The sequence below is a fragment of the Nocardioides panacihumi genome (assembly GCF_039530925.1).
Classification (GTDB): Bacteria; Actinomycetota; Actinomycetes; order Propionibacteriales; family Nocardioidaceae; genus Nocardioides; species Nocardioides panacihumi.
In genome coordinates, this window is the sequence record NZ_BAAAPB010000001.1 from 1,210,153 (window position 1) to 1,227,053 (window position 16,901).

At 72.4% G+C, this 16,901-nt stretch carries 17 protein-coding genes; 13 read left to right on the forward strand and 4 right to left on the reverse strand.

The annotated features are described in order from the left end of the window. The coding region (locus ABD205_RS05740; RefSeq protein WP_344043302.1) for a 4-hydroxybenzoate 3-monooxygenase at positions 1-1,156 on the reverse strand (1,156 nt) is incomplete at its 3' end. A 102-nt stretch (positions 1,157-1,258) separates the two neighbouring features. On the opposite strand from ABD205_RS05740, the gene ABD205_RS05745 reads away from it, so the two are divergent. Continuing rightward, the gene (locus tag ABD205_RS05745) at positions 1,259-2,773 is read left to right on the forward strand and encodes a benzaldehyde dehydrogenase (protein ID WP_344043305.1); all 1,515 of its coding nucleotides are present in this window, start codon (positions 1,259-1,261) and stop codon (positions 2,771-2,773) included. A 4-nt stretch (positions 2,774-2,777) separates the two neighbouring features. Here ABD205_RS05745 and ABD205_RS05750 read toward each other — a convergent pair whose 3' ends face one another. After that, a complete protein-coding gene (locus tag ABD205_RS05750) occupies positions 2,778-3,257 on the reverse strand; it encodes an Lrp/AsnC family transcriptional regulator (protein WP_344043307.1) in 480 nt (159 codons plus the stop codon). A 116-nt stretch (positions 3,258-3,373) separates the two neighbouring features. On the opposite strand from ABD205_RS05750, the gene pdhA reads away from it, so the two are divergent. From pdhA to ABD205_RS05765, 3 genes are read left to right on the forward strand one after another with little or no spacing between them, the layout of a single operon-like run. After that, positions 3,374-4,465, forward strand: coding sequence for a pyruvate dehydrogenase (acetyl-transferring) E1 component subunit alpha (gene pdhA / locus ABD205_RS05755; RefSeq protein ID WP_344043309.1), 1,092 nt, complete (start codon positions 3,374-3,376; stop codon positions 4,463-4,465). Continuing rightward, positions 4,465-5,502: an alpha-ketoacid dehydrogenase subunit beta gene (locus ABD205_RS05760; RefSeq protein ID WP_344043311.1), complete on the forward strand. Its 1,038-nt coding sequence runs from the start codon at positions 4,465-4,467 to the stop codon at positions 5,500-5,502. Before pdhA ends, ABD205_RS05760 begins: the two co-directional genes overlap by 1 nt. Continuing rightward, on the forward strand, positions 5,499-6,830 hold the full coding sequence (locus ABD205_RS05765) for a dihydrolipoamide acetyltransferase family protein (RefSeq protein WP_344043313.1): 1,332 nt from the start codon (positions 5,499-5,501) through the stop codon (positions 6,828-6,830). Before ABD205_RS05760 ends, ABD205_RS05765 begins: the two co-directional genes overlap by 4 nt. Before the next feature lie 289 nt (positions 6,831-7,119). Here ABD205_RS05765 and ABD205_RS05770 read toward each other — a convergent pair whose 3' ends face one another. Together ABD205_RS05770 and paaZ are read right to left on the reverse strand one after the other, a co-directional pair. Continuing rightward, positions 7,120-7,422 carry an EthD family reductase gene (locus ABD205_RS05770; protein WP_344043315.1) on the reverse strand — a complete coding sequence of 101 codons (303 nt, stop codon included), beginning with the start codon at positions 7,420-7,422 and terminating at the stop codon, positions 7,120-7,122. Beyond that, entirely contained in the window at positions 7,422-9,449 is a 2,028-nt protein-coding gene (gene paaZ, locus ABD205_RS05775) for a phenylacetic acid degradation bifunctional protein PaaZ (protein WP_344044467.1), read from the reverse strand. Before paaZ ends, ABD205_RS05770 begins: the two co-directional genes overlap by 1 nt. Positions 9,450-9,562: 113 nt before the next feature. Here paaZ and paaA point away from each other — a divergent pair, with 113 nt between their 5' ends. The 9 genes from paaA to paaI are packed head-to-tail and all read left to right on the forward strand — an operon-like array spanning position 9,563 to position 16,563. After that, the gene (gene paaA / locus ABD205_RS05780; RefSeq protein WP_344043317.1) at positions 9,563-10,507 is read left to right on the forward strand and encodes a 1,2-phenylacetyl-CoA epoxidase subunit PaaA; all 945 of its coding nucleotides are present in this window, start codon (positions 9,563-9,565) and stop codon (positions 10,505-10,507) included. Then, on the forward strand, positions 10,504-10,806 hold the full coding sequence (paaB, locus tag ABD205_RS05785; RefSeq protein WP_344043319.1) for a 1,2-phenylacetyl-CoA epoxidase subunit PaaB: 303 nt from the start codon (positions 10,504-10,506) through the stop codon (positions 10,804-10,806). Before paaA ends, paaB begins: the two co-directional genes overlap by 4 nt. Positions 10,807-10,817: 11 nt before the next feature. Next, the gene (paaC, locus tag ABD205_RS05790; RefSeq protein ID WP_344043321.1) at positions 10,818-11,753 is read left to right on the forward strand and encodes a 1,2-phenylacetyl-CoA epoxidase subunit PaaC; all 936 of its coding nucleotides are present in this window, start codon (positions 10,818-10,820) and stop codon (positions 11,751-11,753) included. Between the two features lie 5 nt (positions 11,754-11,758). Beyond that, positions 11,759-12,271, forward strand: coding sequence for a 1,2-phenylacetyl-CoA epoxidase subunit PaaD (gene paaD / locus ABD205_RS05795; protein ID WP_344044468.1), 513 nt, complete (start codon positions 11,759-11,761; stop codon positions 12,269-12,271). Position 12,272: 1 nt separating this feature from the next. After that, the gene (gene paaE / locus ABD205_RS05800) at positions 12,273-13,355 is read left to right on the forward strand and encodes a 1,2-phenylacetyl-CoA epoxidase subunit PaaE (protein WP_344043323.1); all 1,083 of its coding nucleotides are present in this window, start codon (positions 12,273-12,275) and stop codon (positions 13,353-13,355) included. Between the two features lie 31 nt (positions 13,356-13,386). After that, entirely contained in the window at positions 13,387-14,565 is a 1,179-nt protein-coding gene (locus ABD205_RS05805) for a thiolase family protein (protein WP_344043325.1), read from the forward strand. Then, entirely contained in the window at positions 14,562-15,317 is a 756-nt protein-coding gene (locus tag ABD205_RS05810; RefSeq protein WP_344043327.1) for an enoyl-CoA hydratase/isomerase family protein, read from the forward strand. The genes ABD205_RS05805 and ABD205_RS05810 overlap by 4 nt, the downstream gene beginning before the upstream one ends. Beyond that, positions 15,314-16,144, forward strand: coding sequence for a 3-hydroxyacyl-CoA dehydrogenase family protein (locus ABD205_RS05815; RefSeq protein ID WP_344043329.1), 831 nt, complete (start codon positions 15,314-15,316; stop codon positions 16,142-16,144). Before ABD205_RS05810 ends, ABD205_RS05815 begins: the two co-directional genes overlap by 4 nt. Then, complete coding sequence (paaI, locus tag ABD205_RS05820; protein WP_344043331.1) at positions 16,138-16,563, forward strand: hydroxyphenylacetyl-CoA thioesterase PaaI; 426 nt, start codon at positions 16,138-16,140, stop codon at positions 16,561-16,563. Before ABD205_RS05815 ends, paaI begins: the two co-directional genes overlap by 7 nt. Positions 16,564-16,901: the final 338 nt, after the last annotated feature.

Genomic DNA, 16,901 nt, shown 5'->3' on the forward strand with positions numbered 1-16,901 from the left:
CCGCGTAGTTCTCGGCGAGCCCCGCGGCGCCGGCCTCGCTGGACGTCACCCAGCGGAGCTGGGAGAGCTGCAGCTGCGCGTCGAACGGATCGTCGGAGACGTGCAGCATCGAGGTCATCCACCACGAGAAGTGCTCGCAGCGCCAGACGCGGCGCAAGGCGGTGTCGGAGTACGCGTCGGCGAGCCCTCCGTCGCGTCGCCGGAGCAGCTCGGTGAGCGCCGGGGCGAGCAGTGCGACGTCCGCGATGGCCAGGTTGAGGCCCTTGGCGCCGGTGGGCGGGACGATGTGCGCGGCGTCGCCGGCGAGGAAGAGGCGCCCGTGCCGCATCGGCTGCTGCACGAAGCTGCGCATCGGCAGCACGCTCCGGTCGGTGATCGGTCCCGGGTCGAGCTGCCAGCCGTCCTGGCCGTGCCCGAGGCGCGTCGCGAGGCCGTCCCAGATCCGGTCGTCGGACCACGTGGCGACGTCGGTGCCGTTGGGCACCTGGAGGTAGAACCGGCTGACGGACTCCGAGCGCATCGAGTGCAGCGCGAAGCCGTCGGGGTGCCAGGCGTAGATCAGCTCGTCCGTCGACGGCGCCACGTCGGCGAGGATGCCCAGCCACGAGTAGGGGTAGACCCGCTCCCAGGTCTGTCGCACGCTGTCGGGTACGGCGGCCCGGCTGACGCCGAACGAGCCGTCGCACCCGACCACCACGTCGGCGTCGATCCGTTGCCCGACGCCGTCCGCGTCGGTGAACGTCACCGACGGCCGGTCGGTCTCCAGGTCGTGGACCGCGGTCTCGGAGACGCCGTAGACCACGTGCCGGCCGGCGGCCTCGGACGCAGCCACCAGGTCGGCCTGCACCTGCGTCTGTCCGTAGACCCACACGCTGCGGCCGACGAGGTCCACGAAGTCGAGGTGGTGCCTCTCGTGGGGCCACTGCAGGTAGATGCCGCGGTGCTCGTGCCCGTGGGCCTCGATGCCGGCGCCGAGCCCGACCGAGCGCAGGAGCTCGACGCTGGAGTGCTCGAGGATCCCGGCGCGGATGCGCGCGGCGACGTACTCCTGCGTCCGCGTCTCGACGACGATCGACTCGACGCCGTCCTGGGCGAGCAGGTGGGCGAGCAGCAGGCCGGCCGGGCCGGCCCCGATGATGGCGACCTCGGTACGCATGCGCCGTTTCTAGTCGCGGACCTCATCCGCCGTCCACGACCGGCTTCCGCCGAGCGGAAGCATCTCCCTGGTCGTTGACCGATCAACGAGCCGAGGAGAACGATGCTGGACAAGGGCCGCACGGCCGACCGGCGATCGGATGGGACGACGCTCATGGGACTGCTCGACGCGGTCGACTGGCAGGGCAGCATCTTCATCCGCGGCCGGTGGCAGGAGGCGCGGGGTGGCGACTACGCCGTCGTGGAGCCGGCGACCGGGAACGAGCTCGGCCGGATGGGTGCCGCCACCCCCGAGGACGTCGCCGAGGCCGCGGCGGCCGCCGTCGAGGCGCAACGCGCATGGGCCGCGACGCCGTACCCGGTGCGCGCAGCCGTCCTGCGCAAGGCCGGCGACCTGTGGCAGCAGCACGCGGACGAGATCCAGGACTGGAACATCCGCGAGGTCGGTGCGATCCCGGGCATGGCCGGTTTCGCGCTGCACGTCGCTGCCGAGGAGTGCTACGAGGCCTCGACCCTGCCGAGTCGTCCGTACGGCGAGCTGCTGCCCAGTGAGGAGCCGCGGCTCTCGATGGCGCGCCGCGTGCCTGCCGGGATCGTCGGCGTCATCTCGCCGTTCAACGTGCCGATCATCCTCGGCATCCGCTCCGTTGCGCCCGCCCTCGCGCTCGGCAACGCCGTGCTGCTCAAGCCGGACCCGCGGACCGCCGTGACCGGGGGCACCGTTCTGGCCCGCATCTTCGAGGAGGCGGGGCTCCCGCCGGGCGTGCTGCAGATGCTCCCGGGCGGTCCCGACGTCGGCGAGGCCATGGTCACCGACCCGAACGTGCGGGTCATCTCCTTCACCGGCTCGACGGCGGTCGGCCGTCGGATCGGCGAGCTCGCCGGGCAGCACCTCAAACGTGCCCACCTCGAGCTCGGTGGGAACTCGGCGATGCTGGTGCTCGAGGACGCCGACGTGGAGGCCGCCGCCGGGCTCGCGGCCTGGGGCTCGTTCCTGAACCAGGGCCAGATCTGCATGACGACAGGACGCCACCTCGTCGCCGCCTCGGTGTACGACGACTTCGTGGACGCGCTCGCCGAGAAGGCGCGCCACCTCCCGGTCGGTGATCCCGCCACCGACCAGGTCGCGCTCGGTCCGCTGATCGACGAGCGCCAGCGGGACAAGGTCCACCGGTTGGTCACGGCCAGCACCGACGCGGGCGCGACCCTCGCCGCGGGCGGCTCCTACGACCGGCTCTTCTACCAGGCGACGGTGCTCGCCCAGGTGCCGTTGCGCTCGCCGGCGTTCGGCGAGGAGATCTTCGGCCCGGTGGCACCGGTGACCCGGGTCGACTCCGTCGAGGAGGCGATCAAGCTGGCCGCGGACAGCGAGTACGGGCTGTCGCTGGGCATCGTGACCCAGGACGTCATGCGCGGACTGGAGATCGCCGAGCAGATCCCGACGGGCATCGTCCACATCAACGACCAGACCGTGAACGACGAGGCGGTGGCGCCGTTCGGCGGTGTCAAGGCGTCCGGCACCGGCTCCCGGTTCGGTGGTGCGGCGGCCAACGTCGAGGCGTTCACCGAGACGCGTTGGATCACGGTTCGAGGCAAGCCCGCGACGTACCCCTTCTGACGGCTCAGGGCAGCGCCGGGCCCGCGGGCGGACGCACCTGCGGCTCCTCGAAGACCAGCAGTGTGCGGGTGTTGAGGACACCCTCCATGCCCTGGATCTGGTCGAGCACGATCCGGCGCAGGTCGGCGTTGTCACGGGCCCGGACGAGCAGGATCACGTCGAAGTCGCCACCGACCAGCCCGATGTGCTCCACGCCCTGCAGCGCCTGGAGCTTGTCGCGCACCGTGCGCCACTCGGCCTGCTGCAGCGTGACGGTGACGTACGCCGTCGTCCGGAGCCCGGCGAGCACCGGGTCGATGTCGGCGTGGTAGCCGCGGATCACGCCGCCGGACTCCAGCCGCTCCACCCGCGCGTAGGCGTTCGCCCGCGAGATGTGCAGCCGCTCCGCCAGCGCCCGCATCGACAGCCGGCCGTCGCGGCGCAGCTCCTCGACGATCTGCTGATCGACCTCGTCGAGGCCGCCTGCAACTTGTCTCGTGACCACGCTCGTTCATCCTCCGGATCTGGACGTTCGGCAACGGAACATGCCCTTCGCGTGGACATCCTCTCCGATCCTGCCCGTGGCTGGCATTCAACGGCGCTCCCGATCAGCATTGACGCATGACACGTGACGCAGATCGCTTGTTGCCGTCGCCCGAGCCCGTCATGCTCATCGATCCCGACGGCCGCCCGACGGCCGCGGGTGGGACGAGCCTCCCTGCGACGGACGCGCTCCTGCACGGGTACGCGGGCCTCGTCACCGCCCGCCGCCTCAACGAGCAGGCCTACGCGCTCGTCCGGCAGGGTCGCCTCGCGGTCTACCCCTCGTCGCACGGCCAGGAGGCCTGCCAGGTGGCGGCCGCCCAGGTGCTGTCCGAGCAGGACTGGCTCTTCCCGACGTACCGCGACACCGCCGCCATCGTGGCCCGCGGCGTCGACCCGGTCGACACGCTCGTGCTGCTCAAGGGCGACTGGCACTCCGGCTACGACCCCTACGAGCACAAGGTGGCCCCGCAGGCGACGCCGCTGGCGACCCAGCTGCTGCACGCGGTCGGGGTCGCGCACGCGGCCCGGCTGCGCGGCGAGGACACCGTCGTGATGGCGATGTGCGGCGACGGCGCCACCAGTGAGGGCGACTTCCACGAGGCGCTGAACTTCGCCGCGGTCTTCAAGACGCCGGTGGTCTTCTTCATCCAGAACAACGAGTACGCCATCTCCGTGCCACTGGCGCGGCAGTCGGTCGCGCCGTCGCTCGCGCACAAGGGCATCGGGTACGGCGTCCCGGGCGAGCGCGTCGACGGCAACGACCTCGCGGCACTGCTGCGCGTGCTCGGTGACGCGGTCGATCGCGCGCGGGCCGGCGAAGGGCCGCAGCTGGTGGAGGCGCACACCTACCGCATGCAGGCGCACACGAACGCCGACGACGCCACCCGCTACCGCCAGGACGACGAGGTCGCCGGGTGGGTCGCGAAGGACCCGATCCTGCGGCTCGAGACCTACCTGCGGGCGGTGGGGGCCCTCGACGACGCGCAGGCCGCGGCCTTCGCCGAGGAGGCCGAGCGGGTCGCGCAGCACACCCGCGACGGGTTGAACCGCGACGTCGTACCCGACCCCGAGGACCTGTTCCGCTTCGTCTACGCGCAGCCGACCCCGCAGCTCGAGGAGCAGCTCGCGCTCGTGCATGACGAGCTCAGCCGAGAGGACGCCCACTGATGGAGCGCGAGACGGCCAACGAGATGGCCAACGAGACGGCTCACGAGGTGGGCCACGAGAAGCTGAGCATGGCGCAGGCGATCAACCGCGCCCTGCGCGACGCGATGGCCGAGGACCCCACCGTCCTGATGTTCGGTGAGGACGTCGGTCCGCTCGGCGGCGTCTTCCGGGTCACCGACGGTCTCACGGCGGAGTTCGGCGAGGACCGCTGCTTCGACACCCCGCTCGCCGAGTCCGGCATCGCCGGCTTCGCGGTCGGCCTGGCGATGAACGGCATGCGCCCGGTCATCGAGATGCAGTTCGACGCGTTCGGCTACCCGGCGTTCGAGCAGGTCGTGAGCCACATCGCCAAGATGCGCAACCGGACCCGCGGCCAGGTCCAGCTGCCGCTGGTCATCCGCCTCCCGTACGCCGGCGGCATCGGCGGTGTCGAGCACCACTGCGACTCCTCCGAGGCCTACTACGCCCACACGCCGGGCCTGCACGTCCTCGCCCCGTCGACGCCGTCCGACGCCTACGCCCTGATGCGCGAGGCGATCGCGTCGCCCGACCCGGTCGTCTTCCTCGAGCCGAAGAAGCTCTACTGGGCCAAGGACGAGGTCGCGCTCGGCCGCGGGCACGAGCCGGGCATCGGCAAGGCCGTCGTACGCCGCCCGGGGACCGACGCCACCCTCATCGCCTACGGCCCGTCGGTGCCGGTCGCGCTGGAGGCGGCCGAGGCCGCGCAGCGCGACGGGCGCAGCCTGCAGGTCGTGGACGTGCGCTCGATCGTGCCCTTCGACGACGCGACCGTGTGCGCCGCGGTCGAGTCGACGGGCCGCGCGGTCGTCGTGGCGGAGGCGAGCGGGTTCGCGAGCGTCGCCTCGGAGATCGCGGCGCGGGTCAGCGAGCGCTGCTTCCACTCCCTGTCCGCCCCGGTGCGGCGAGTGACCGGCTTCGACATCCCGTTCCCGCCGCCGAAGCTGGAGCACTTCCAGCTGCCGTCGGTCGACCGGATCCTCGACGCCGTCGACGACCTGCAGTGGGAGGACGCATGAGCACCGCGCAGACGTTCCTGCTGCCCGACCTCGGGGAGGGTCTCACCGAGGCCGAGGTGGTCCACTGGCTCGTCGCCGAGGGAGACGTCGTCACGATCGACCAGACGGTCGTGGAGGTCGAGACCGCCAAGTCGGTCGTCGAGGTGCCCAGCCCGTACGCCGGCCGCGTCGTCACGCTGCACGCCGCCGAGGGCGAGACTGTCGACGTCGGGAAGCCGCTGATCACGATCGGTGCTCCGGCCGGCGACGCCGCGGGAGAGTCTGCGGGAGGCTCTGCTGATGCCTCCGCCGGGGAACGGGAGGCCGACACCTACCGCGAGGAGGAGCAGGCCGGCTCGGGCAACGTCCTGATCGGCTACGGCACGTCGACCCAGGCGGGCGCCGGGCGCCGGCGCCGCCCGCGCACCGTCGCTCGCTCCGGGCCGCCCGCGACCGCCGTACCTGCCGGCCGTGGCCCCGTCCGCGTCATCTCGCCGCTGGTGCGAAGGCTCGCCCACGACCACGGCGTGGACCTGCACGGCATCGAGCCGACCGGCTACCACGGCATCGTCACGAAGTCCGACGTCGAGCGGGCCATCGCGGCCGCCGCTCCGGCCGCCGCGCCCGCCGCGCCTCGCGTGCCGGTCGAGCCTGCCGCCGGCGAGCGCCGTGTGCCGCTCAACGGCTTCCGCAAGGCGGTGTCCGCTGCCCTGTCGCGCAGCAGGGCCGAGATCCCCGAGGCGACGGTCTGGGTCGACGTCGACGCCACCGCCCTCTGGGACCTCCGGGAGTCGGCGCGCACGGCGGACGACGCCGGTCCGGGCCTGCTCGCCTACATCGCCCGGTTCGTCGTGGCGGGGCTCAAGGCCTACCCCGTCCTCAACGCCCGGCTGGACACCGAGCGAGACGAGATCGTGGAGTACGACGCGATCAACCTCGGCCTCGCCGTCCAGGGCGACCGCGGGCTCGTCGTCCCGGCCGTGCTCGGCGCCGACGCGATGACGACCGCAGGCCTGGACCGGGCCATCCGCGACGTCACCGCCCGCGCCCGGGTCGGCAAGGCGACCGCCGAGGAGCTCTCCGCCGGGACGTTCACGCTCAACAACTACGGCGGCTTCCGGGTCGACGGCAGCGCAGCGATCATCAACCACCCGCAGGTCGCGATCCTCGGCTTCGGCCGGATCATCGACCGACCCTGGGTGGTCGACGGCCAGATCGTGCCGCGCAAGATCACCCAGATGTCCTTCGTCTTCGACCATCGGGTCTGCGACGGCGGCACGGCGGCCGGTTTCATGCGCTCCGTCGCCGACGCGATCGAGAACCCGGCCTCCGCCATCGCACGCCTCTGACCCGTCGAGTCGGCGCGTCCTGGCAGTTCAGGGAGGTCGAGTCGGCGCGTCCTGGCAGCTGAGGGAGCCCGAGTCGGCGCGTCCTGGCAGCTGAGGGTGCTCGAGTCGGCGCGTCCTGGCAGTTCAGGGAGCCCGAGTCGGCTCATCCTCGCAGCTCGGCCCTGCTTGGCTGCGAGGTTGCGCCGACTCGGCCGTGCTGGGGTGCGAGGTTGCGCCGACTCGGCCGTGCTGGGGTGCGAGGTTGCGCCGACTCGGCCGTGCTGGGGTGCGAGGTTGCGCCGACTCGGCGTCAGGAAACGTCGACGACCTCACCGGTGAACATGGTCGTCGACGTGACGTCGTACGTCTCGGCGTCGGCGGCCGTCGCGGCCATCTCCGGCGACCGCATCGCGGTCTTCATGGAGTCGGCGTCGTCGAACCAGAGCTCGGCGACGAGGTACGGCGCCTCGCCGCCGAGGCCGCGCGGGTGGGTCATCGTGAAGCGGCTCAACCCCGGCAGCGCCAGCACGAGCGGCACGTGGGCCTCCCGGTAGCGCGCGTCGAACGCCGCCGGATCGGCCGGGCCGGCGTACTCGATCGTGATGCGGTGCATCAGGCCGGCCAGGTCTTCGCGACCAGGGTGAGCACGTCGTAGGTGGCGACGGCCTCACCGTCGGCGTTGGAGACCACCGCGTCCCAGCGCACCTCGCCGTAGTCGGCCGACGTGCGCGGCGTGATCTGCTTGACCGTCAGCTGCACGCTGATCGTGTCGCCCGCCTTGACCGGCGTGAGGAATCGCAGGTTGTCGACCCCGAAGTTGGCGAGCACCGGGCCCGGGTTCGGCTCGACGAACAGCCCGGCGGCCAGCGAGACCACGAGGTAGCCGTGCGCCACGATGCCGCCGAACAGCGGGTTCGCGGCGGCGGCCTCAGGGTCGGTGTGGGCGTAGAACGTGTCGCCCGTGAACTCCGCGAAGTGGTCGATGTCCGCCAGGGACACCGTGCGCGAGGCGCTCTCGACCGTGTCGCCGATCCGCAGCTCGGCGAGGCTCTTGCGGAAGGGGTGCACCTCGCCGACCGCACGCGCCGAGCCGGTGGTCCAACGCCCGGTGATCGCCGTGAGCATGTCGGGCGACCCCTGCAGGGCCGTGCGCTGCATGTGGTGGAGCACGCCGCGGATGCCGCCGAGCTCCTCGCCGCCACCCGCGCGGCCGGGGCCGCCGTGCACCAGCACCGGGAGCGGCGACCCGTGCCCGGTCGACTCGCCGGCGTCGTCGCGGTCGAGCACCAGGATGCGGCCGTGCCAGGGCGCGAGGCCGAGCGTCACGGTCCGGGCGACGGACGGGTCGTGCGTGACCAGGGAGCCGACCAGGCTGCCCTTGCCGCGGGCCGCGAGGGCGATCGCCTCGTCGAGCGAGTCGTAGGTGAGGACGGTGCTGACCGGGCCGAACGGCTCGACGTCGTGCGGCTCGACCGCGCCGGGGCGGGCGCGCAGCAGCACCGGGGACATGAACGCGCCGCGCTCGGCGTCCGCGCCGACCAGCTCCACCCGCTCGGGGTCGCCGTACACGATGTCGGCGGAGGAGCGCAGCGCCTCGATCGCCTTGCGCACCTCGTCGCGCTGCGCCAGCGAGGCGAGCGCGCCCATCCGCACGGACTCGTCGGTGGGGTCGCCGACGGTGGTCTTCGCCAGCCGCGCGGAGATCGCCGCGACGACGGCGTCGGCGACCGACGACGGCACGATGGCGCGACGGATCGCGGTGCACTTCTGGCCCGCCTTGACCGTCATCTCGGTGACGACGCCCTTGACGAAGAGGTCGAACTCCGGGTCGTCGACGGAGACGTCCGGGCCGAGGATCGAGCAGTTCAGCGAGTCGGCCTCGACGCCGAGCGCCAGGCCGCCGTGCACGACGGACGGGTGCGTGCGCAGGATGCCGGCGGTGTGGGCCGAGCCGGTGAACGCCACGGAGTCCTGCACGCCCAGGTGGTCGAGCAGCGAGCCCGCGCTGCCGCTGAGCAGCTGCAGCGAGCCCTCCGGGAGGATGCCGGAGTCGATGATCCGGCGTACGACGGCCTCGGTGAGGTACGCCGTCTGGCTGGCCGGCTTCACGATCGACGGGAGCCCCGCCAGGAACGCCGGCGCGAGCTTCTCGAGCATGCCCCACACCGGGAAGTTGAACGCGTTGATCTGGACCGCGACGCCCGGGCGCGACGTGTAGACGTGCTGGCCGACGAACGTGCCGCCGCGACCCAGCCGCTCGAGCGGGCCGTCCAGCACGACGGTGTCGTTGGGCAGCTCGCGCGTGCCCTTGCTCGCGAACGAGAACAGCGTGCCGAAGCCGCCGTCGATGTCGACCATGGAGTCGCGCTTCGTCGCGCCGGTGCGCGCCGACAGGGCGTATAGCTCGTCCTTGTCCTCGGAGAGGTGCTTGGCGAGCTGCTTGAGCAGGGCCGCGCGCTCGTGGAAGGTCAGCGCCCGGACGGCCGGACCGCCGACGGTGCGCGCGTGGTCGACCATCGCGGCGAGGTCGAGGCCACGACTCGAGATGCGGGCGACCTCCTCGCCGGTCACGGCATCGAGCAGGGGCTCGCCCTCGTCGGAGGCGCGGAACCAGCGCCCCGCCGCGTAGCTCTCCAGCATCTCGCTCACGTCAGTCCTTCCGTCACACGTCGTTGCCAGGTCGGCGCTCGATGTGTCACGCTATTACAGACCGCTCGGTCAGTAAATACCTGTGAGGATGACGGAGGACACCGATGACAGCCGTCGCGGACGAGGCCGACCTGCAGCTGGCGTTCGACTCGACCATCGCGCACAACGATCGGATCGAGCCGCGCGACTGGATGCCGGAGGACTACCGCAAGACGCTGGTGCGCCAGATCGCCCAGCACGCTCACTCCGAGATCATCGGGATGCAGCCGGAGGGCAACTGGATCGGGCGCGCACCGTCGCTGCGCCGCAAGGCGATCCTGCTCGCCAAGGTGCAGGACGAGGCCGGTCACGGGCTCTACCTCTACTCGGCCTGCGAGACCCTGGGCGTCTCCCGCGAGGAGCTCACCCTGAAGCTGATGAGCGGTGCCCAGAAGTACTCCTCGATCTTCAACTACCCGACCCTCTCCTACGCCGACGTCGGCACGATCGGCTGGCTCGTCGACGGCGCCGCCATCTGCAACCAGGTGCCGCTGTGCCGGACGTCGTACGGGCCGTACGGCCGGGCGATGATCCGCGTCTGCAAGGAGGAGTCCTTCCACCAGCGGCAGGGCTACGAGCTGCTCATGACGATGATGCGCGGCACCGACGCGCAGCGCGAGATGGTGCAGGAGTCCGTGGACCGCTTCTGGTGGCCGGCGCTGATGATGTTCGGCCCGCCCGACGGCGACTCGCCCAACACCGAGCGGTCGATGGCCTGGGGCATCAAGCGGCACACCAACGACGAGCTGCGCCAACGCATGGTCGACATGACCGTGCCGCAGGCGGAGAAGCTGGGCGTCACCCTGCCCGACCCGGACATCCGGTGGAACGAGGAGCGGCAGTCCTACGACTTCGGAGAGGTCGACTGGGACGAGTTCTGGGCTGTGGTCAAGGGCAACGGCCCGTGCAACGAGCAGCGGCTCGCGCACCGGCGCAAGGCGTACGACGACGGAGCGTGGGTGCGCGAGGCCGCGATGGCCTACGCCGCCCGAGAGGAGACCGCCCGATGACGGAGTCGACCGGGCCCCGCGCCGAGTGGCCGCTCTACGAGGTGTTCGTCCGCGGCAAGCGCGGCCTCAACCACGTGCACGTCGGCTCGCTGCACGCGGCCGACGACGCGATGGCGCTTCGCCACGCCCGCGACGTCTACACCCGCCGCAACGAGGGCGTCAGCATCTGGGTCGTCCGCTCGTCCGAGATCACCGCCTCGAGCCCCGACGAGAAGGACCCGCTGTTCGCGCCGTCGGGCGACAAGGTCTACCGGCACCCGACGTTCTACGACATCCCCGACGACGTCCCGCACATGTGAGGGCCCTGGCCATGACAGAGATCCACACCCACGCCCCCGACGACCACGACAGCGCGTACGACGGCCTGCTGGTCAACGACGCGCACTGGGCGTTCGGCACCGACTTCGAGGACCCGCTCGCGGGCGTCGACACGACGGTCCCGGACGGTGTCGATGCGACCGCCCTCGCGACGTACTGCCTGATGCTCGGCGACGACGCGCTCGTGCTCTCCCAGCGGCTGTCGGAGTGGTGCAGCCGCGCGCCGGACCTGGAGGAGGACATCGCGCTGGCCAACATCGCGCTGGACCTGCTCGGACAGGCCAGGCTGCTGCTCGCCCGCGCGGCCGCTGCCGACCCGTCGGTCGTGCCCGCGCTCCCCGAGGGCTCGCCCGTCCCCGCGGAGGACGCGCTGGCGTTCTTCCGCGACGCCGACGCGTTCCGCAACGTGCGGCTGGCAGAGGTGCCGAACGGCGACTTCGCCGACGTCGTCGTCCGGGTGCTGCTGTTCTCGACGTGGCGCCTCGCGCTGTTCGAGCGGCTCGCGGCCAGCCGTGACGCCGTGCTCGCGGCCGTGGCGGCGAAGGGCGTGAAGGAGCTCGCCTACCACCGCGACTTCGCCGGCCGCTGGTTCGTCACCCTCGCGGGCGGCACCGACGAGTCGCGCCGTCGCCTCCTGGCGGCGCTCGACGCCCTCTACCCGATGTGGCCGGAGCTGTTCTCCGCGCACCCGGTCGAGCAGGACGTGGCCGGCGCAGGCGTGGGCGTGGACCCGTCCACGGCGGCCGACTCCGCGAACGCCGTGCTCGACCAGGTGCTCGCCGCAGCCGCCGTCGCCCGCCCCGACCGGGCCGCGCTGGCCGGCGTACGTGGCCGCACCGGTCGTCACGGCTTCCACACCGAGGCGCTCAGCCGCATGCTCGCCGAGATGCAGGTCGTCGCGCGTGCTCACCCCCTGGGGCGCTGGTGACCGCGATGACCGTGCTGACCACGCGTGCCGACGACGCCCGGGCCGTCGCGGCCGAGGTCACCGACCCCGAGCTGCCGATGCTGACGCTCGCCGACCTCGGCGTCCTGCGCGACGTGACGGTCGACGACACCGGCGCGGTCGAGGTCGCGATCACGCCGACGTACAGCGGCTGCCCCGCCATGGCGACGATGCGCGACGACCTGGTGCGCAGCCTCAACGAGGCCGGCTTCTCGGACGTTCGCGTGAAGGTGGCGCTCGAGCCCGCGTGGACGACCGACTGGATCAGCGCGCAGGGCCGCGCGGCGCTCGCCGAGGCCGGCATCTCCGCGCCCGGCACCGCGCCCACGCACAGCGGTCCGGTGCCGCTCACGCTCGGCCCGGTACGCCGGCACGTCACCTGCCCCCGCTGTGGATCCGCAGACGTCGACCTGACGTCCGAGTTCGGCTCGACCGCGTGCAAGGCGCTCTACCGCTGCCTGTCCTGCCTCGAGCCGTTCGACCACGTGAAGGAGATCTGACGTGACCTCGACGATGACCGCTCGACCGCGGCCGGCGACCGAGTTCCACGAGCTGACCGTCGCTGCTGTCGAGCGGCTGACCGACGACGCCGTGGCGGTCACGTTCGACGTACCGGAGGAGCTGCGCGAGACGTTCGCGTTCGAGGCCGGTCAGTCGCTGACCCTGCGCAAGACGGTCGACGGGGTCGAGCACCGGCGCACGTACTCCATCTGCTCCCCGGCCGGCAGCGCGCCCCGCATCGGCGTGCGCGAGATCCCGCACGGCATGTTCTCGGCCTGGCTGGTCCACGAGGTGCGGCCGGGCGACTCGGTCGAGGTGCAGGCGCCGTCGGGCAGCTTCCGCGCCCGCGGGGCGACCGGTGAGCGCCACCTGTGCATCGCAGCCGGCTCCGGCATCACGCCGATGCTGTCGATCGCCACCACGGTCCTGGCGCAGGGCAGCGACGTCACCCTGCTCTACGGCAACCGCACGACGAACACCGTGATGTTCGCCGAGGAGCTCGCCGACCTGAAGAACCTGCACGGGCCGAGCTTCGACCTCGTCCACGTGCTCTCCCGCGAGCCGCGGGACGTCGAGCTCTTCTCCGGGCGGCTCGACGCCGACCGGCTGCGCACGATCCTGACGCTGCTGGTGCCGCTCGAGCAGGTCGACCACGTGTGGCTGTGCGGCCCGCTGGCGATGATCGAGGACGCGCGCGCCGTCCTCACCGACCTCGGCGTCGCTCCGGAGCGGGTTCACTTCGAGCTGTTCTTCGTCGACGAGCCGCCGCCGCAGCTGCGCCACGAGGACGCGCGCCTGGATGGCGTCACCAGCGAGGTGACGGTCATCCTCGACGGGCGCAGCACGACGACGCCGATGGCGCGCACGACGAGCATCCTGGACTCGGCCCAGACCCAGCGCACGGACCTGCCCTTCGCCTGCAAGGGTGGCGTGTGCGGCACCTGCCGCGCCCACGTCGGCCAGGGCGAGGTGGACATGGTCCGCAACTACGCGCTGGAGGAGTCTGAGGTCGCGGCCGGCTACGTGCTGACCTGCCAGACCTATCCGGTGAGCGACACCGTCACCGTCGACTTCGACGCCTGACACCCGAGAGCCTGAGAGCCTGAGGAGACCCATGACCGAGTCCTTCATCCTGGCCGGGGCGCGCACGCCGATCGGCCGCTACGGCGGCGCGCTCGCGCGGGTGCGGCCCGACGACCTCGCGGCGCTCGCCGTCGGAGAGGCGGTACGCCGCGCGGGCGTCGACCCCGAGCTCATCGACGAGGTGGTCCTCGGCGCCGCCAACCAGGCCGGGGAGGACAACCGCAACGTCGCCCGGATGGCCGCCCTGCTCGCGGGCTTCCCCGACTCGGTGCCCGGATTCACCGTCAACCGGCTGTGCGCCTCCGGGCTGACCGCGATCGCGACCGCCCGCCAGATGATCGCGGCGGGCGACGCCGACGTGGTCGTCGCCGGTGGCGTGGAGTCGATGACGCGTGCGCCGTGGGTGATGGAGAAGCCGGACAAGGCCTTCGCGAAGCCGGGCGCCGCTTTCGACACCTCGATCGGGTGGCGGTTCACCAACCCGCGCTTCGATGCCGACACGACCCTCTCGATGCCGCAGACCGCCGAGCGGGTCGCCGAGCAGTGGTCGCTGACGCGCGAGGAGCTCGACGCCTTCGCGCTGCGCTCGCACGAGCGGGCGGTCGACGCGATCAAGAACGGGCGGTTCGTCGACGAGATCGTCCCCGTCCCGACCGCCGACGGCGAGTTCGCCGTCGACGAGGGTCCCCGGGCGGACACCAACCTGGAGCGGCTGGCCCGCCTGCGCCCCGTGAACGGTCCCGACGGCGTCGTCACCGCGGGCAACTCGAGCTCGCTCAACGACGGGGCGGCAGCGGTGGTCGTGGCCAGTGAGCGCTTCGTGGCCGAGCACGGCCTGCAGCCCCGGGCGCGGCTCGTCGCCGCGGCCAGCGCGGGCGTCGCGCCGTCCGTCATGGGCATCGGACCCGTCCCCGCGACGCAGAAGGCGCTGATGCGCGCCGGCTGGTCGGTGGGCGATCTCGAGGTCGTCGAGCTCAACGAGGCGTTCGCCTCCCAGTCGCTCGCCTGCATCCGCGACCTCGGGCTGGACCCCGACATCGTCAACGCCGACGGCGGCGCCATCGCGCTCGGCCACCCGCTCGGCGCCTCCGGCACCCGCATCGTGCTCACCCTGCTCGGGCGGCTCGAGCGCGGGGACGCACGGCGGGGGCTGGCGACGATGTGCGTCGGCGTCGGCCAGGGCGCGGCGCTGCTGGTGGAGCGGGTGTGAGCGCCGCTCCGACGGCGAGCCTCGCGGTCGAGGAGAGCGCCGACCGGGTCGTCGTACGGCTCGACCGACCCGACGTACGCAACGCCATCGACCAGCAGATGGTCACCGAGCTCCACGAGGTCTGCGCGACCCTGGAGGCCGACCCGCGCATCCTGCTGCTCACCGGGTCCGGTGGCACGTTCGCCGCGGGCGCCGACATCGGGCAGCTGCGTGAGAGGCGGCGCGACGACGCCTTGCGCGGCATCAACTCCGGGCTGTTCGACCGGATCCGTCGGCTGCCGATGCCGACCATCGCGCTCGTCGAGGGCTACGCGCTGGGTGGAGGGGCCGAGCTCGCGTACGCCTGCGACTTCCGGATCGGCACGCCGACCACCCGCATCGGCAACCCCGAGCCCGGTCTCGGGATCCTGGCGGCCGCCGGCGGGACCTGGCGACTCGTCGAGCTCGTCGGGGAGCCGGTCGCGAAGGAGATCCTGCTGGCCGGCCGGGTGCTCGACGCCGACGAGGCGCACGCGCTCCGGCTGCTCAACGAGGTCGTCGAGCCGGACGACCTGCTCGCGGCCGGCCACCGCTGGGCGGACCGGATCGCGCGGCAGGCGCCACTGGCCGTACGGCTCACCAAGACCGTCTTCCACGCACCGCGCGAGGCGCACCCGGTGATCGACGACATCGCCCAGGCGGTGCTGTTCGAGACGACCGACAAGCACGAACGGATGACGGCGTTCCTCGAGCGCCGGAAGGAGAAGAAGTGAGCAGCCTGCCCCGCATCGTCGGCGTGTACGGCGGCGGCCGGATGGGCGCCGGGATCGCCCATGCGTTCCTGTCCGCCGGCTCCGACGTGATCGTCGTCGAGACCTCCGCCGACACCGCCGCGGCTGCCCGCGACCGCGTCGAGGCGAGCCTGGCCAAGGCCGTCGAGAAGGGCGCGACCGGACCGTTCGGCACCCTGACCGTGTCGACCGCGGCGGAGGACCTCGCCGCCACCGAGCTCGTCGTCGAGGCCGTCCCGGAGCTGGCCGACCTCAAGGCCCAGGTGCTGGCGAGCATCGAGAAGGCGGCCCCGGGCGCCGACATCGCCACCAACACCAGCTCGCTCTCCGTCGACGCCCTCGCGGGCGCGCTGACCGAGCCGAGCCGGCTCGTCGGGCTGCACTTCTTCAACCCCGTCCCGGCCAGCTCGCTGGTCGAGATCGTGGTGGGGGCGCGCACCGACCCCGCCCTCGTCACCCGGGCCCAGCAGTGGGTCGCCGGCCTGGCGAAGACGGCCATCACCGTCACCGACTCGCCCGGCTTCGCGTCCAGCCGACTCGGCGTCATGCTCGCCCTCGAGGCGATGCGGATGCTGGAGGAGGGCGTCGCCTCCGCCGAGGACATCGACACCGCCATGACCCTCGGCTACCGCCATCCGGTCGGCCCGCTGCGGACGACCGACATCGTCGGCCTCGACGTCAGGCTCGACATCGCCGAGCACCTCGCCCGCGAGCTCGGGCCGCGCTTCGAGCCGCCCGCACTGCTCCGGGAGCTGGTCGCCGCCGGGAAGCTCGGTCGCAAGAGCGGCGAGGGGTTCTACACGTGGTGAACGCCGACGAGCTCGCCCGTTCCTCGGCCGAGTCGATGTGGGCGGACGACTCGGCGAGCCGCGCGCTCGGCATGGAGATCGTCTCGATCGCGCCGGGCCGCGCCGAGGTCACCATGGAGGTGCGGGCCGACATGGTCAACGGCCACGCCCTGTGCCACGGCGGTCTCATCGCCACCCTCGCCGACAGCGCGTTCGCGCTGGCCTGCAACACCTACGGCGAGGTGACGGTGGCGTCCGGGTTCGAGATCGACCTCCTCGAGCCGGGCCGCCTCGGCGACGTACTCGTCGCGACCGCCGTCGAGCGGGTCCGCCGCAAGCGGTCGGGGATCTACGACGTCACGGTCCGGAGCGGGGAGACCGTCGTCGCCGAGTTCCGCGGCCGCAGCCGCTCCCTCGGCCGCCCGATCCAGCCCGCCTAGGGCCGAGTCGGCGCATCCTCGCGGCTCAGGAGGGTCGAGTCGGCGCATCCTGGCGGCTCAGGAGGGTCGAGTCGGCGCATCCTGGCGGTGCATGAGCGCCGAGTCGGCGGGTTCTGGCGGTGCGTTAGCGCCGAGTCGGCGGGTTCTGGCGGTGCGTTAGCGCCGACTCGGCGTGCTCTGGCGGTGCGTTAGCGCCGACTCGGCGTGCTCTGGCGGTGCGTTAGCGCCGACTCGGCGTGCTCTGGCGGTGCGTTAGCGCCGACTCGGCGTGCTCTGGCGGTGCGTTAGCGCCGAGTCGGCGCATCCTGGCGGCTCAGGAGTGTCGAGTCGGCGCATCC